Origin of the sequence: Endozoicomonas sp. ONNA1, assembly GCF_024606325.1 — a bacterium.
In the GTDB taxonomy this organism is placed as follows: Bacteria; Pseudomonadota; Gammaproteobacteria; order Pseudomonadales; family Endozoicomonadaceae; genus Endozoicomonas_A.
On sequence record NZ_JAHHPN010000069.1, the window covers coordinates 1 to 1,105 of the forward strand.

Sequence of the window (1,105 nt, forward strand, 5' to 3'; positions counted from 1 at the left end):
ATAGAGAGTTGTGAAATCAAATCGTGAGCATTCATGCTGAGGTCTTATCCTGATGGGCAGTTATAAGACCATGGACGCATTAAAAAGAAAAAAATATAAGCTACAGGGCAATAATTTCAGGGGGTTTCATAACTTTTCCCTGCTACTCGAACAGCAGATCAATCAGTCTGATAATCAATTTGTTTCTGAACAACAGCAGTATCTTGAAAAGCCGTTGAAGGCAATGACCAACTATTCGTAATGTGTCCACATCCTGATAATTTTAACGGTCTTCTCTTTTTTAAGTACCTGATAAACCAGCCAGTGCTGGATATTAATTCTCCGTGATAATGCTCCACTCAGATCACCAATCAGCTTTTCATAGGGTGGTGGCGTTTGATATGGATTGATCGCCAGTATTTGCAGCAAGTCTTCTACTTTGTTTTTGAGGTCTGCTGCTGAGATTTTCTTTGCATCTTTTTGGGCCTGCCGGGTGTAAATTAATTTCCAACTCACCAGCCGGGTTCCTCACTGCATTCTGAAATATCACTGGCTAATCCTTCACGGATGGATTCTCGCATAGCTGGTACATTGAGCAGGTGAAGTGTTTCCTGAATAGCACTCCAGTCTTCTTCAGATACCATTACGGCATTATTCCGTTTGCCGGTAATGAGAACTGGTTTATGGTTTTGGGCGGTTTCATCAATCAGCCTGTACAGATTTGCACGGGCTTCGCTGGCACTGTATCTGCTCATGGGTTTTCTCCTGATTCTTTCACTATCAGCGTACGTAATATAGTACGTATTCTTTGACTCTGCCTAGTCGAGAAGAGTGCGCGCCACGGCAAAATCATGAAAGTGCCTGCCCAGCAAGGACTTCAGCCAGATAGCATGTACTCATAGCTGCTTTCTTTTGTTTTCTCTTCAGACCTGCTTTGAAGGTTTTCGTGTTGTTCAGCAGATTGACTGCAATATGTCTAAAGCCTGCCAAAATTTCTGCTCCCTCATTTCTTCGGATGCGACACTCGTCTTCTCTCATCGCAACATCGAGTTACCAGTGAAGAGTTACCATTGAAGCTTATTCTCGATGTGTCACTCTGCCATTGGTTCAGCTTCTCCAAAGAGAA

The 1,105-nt window shown here is 43.1% G+C and carries 3 protein-coding genes and 1 pseudogene; 1 reads left to right on the forward strand and 3 read right to left on the reverse strand.

The genetic code is table 11. The features are described from left to right. Nucleotides 1-52: 52 nt before the first annotated feature. A complete protein-coding gene (locus KDK19_RS01440; protein WP_257280032.1) occupies nt 53-241 on the forward strand; it encodes a hypothetical protein in 189 nt (62 codons plus the stop codon). Here KDK19_RS01440 and KDK19_RS01445 read toward each other — a convergent pair. From KDK19_RS01445 to KDK19_RS01455, 3 genes and pseudogenes are all read right to left on the reverse strand, one after another. Beyond that, nucleotides 232-495, reverse strand: coding sequence for a Txe/YoeB family addiction module toxin (locus KDK19_RS01445; protein WP_257275988.1), 264 nt, complete (start codon nt 493-495; stop codon nt 232-234). The genes KDK19_RS01440 and KDK19_RS01445 overlap by 10 nt on opposite strands. Further along, nucleotides 492-734 carry a type II toxin-antitoxin system Phd/YefM family antitoxin gene (locus KDK19_RS01450; RefSeq protein ID WP_257275990.1) on the reverse strand — a complete coding sequence of 81 codons (243 nt, stop codon included), beginning with the start codon at nt 732-734 and terminating at the stop codon, nt 492-494. The genes KDK19_RS01445 and KDK19_RS01450 overlap by 4 nt, the downstream gene beginning before the upstream one ends. A 94-nt stretch (nt 735-828) precedes the next feature. Further along, nucleotides 829-1,041 (reverse strand): annotated as a pseudogene (locus tag KDK19_RS01455) (transposase); the annotation flags it as partial. Nucleotides 1,042-1,105: the final 64 nt, after the last annotated feature.

Excerpts from the sequence above, each read along its gene's own strand:
- KDK19_RS01450 (WP_257275990.1), bottom strand. The coding sequence starts at position 734 with ATGAGCAGATACAGTGCCAGCGAAGCCCGTGCAAATCTGTACAGGCTG.
- KDK19_RS01440 (WP_257280032.1), top strand. The coding sequence starts at position 53 with ATGGGCAGTTATAAGACCATGGACGCATTAAAAAGAAAAAAATATAAG.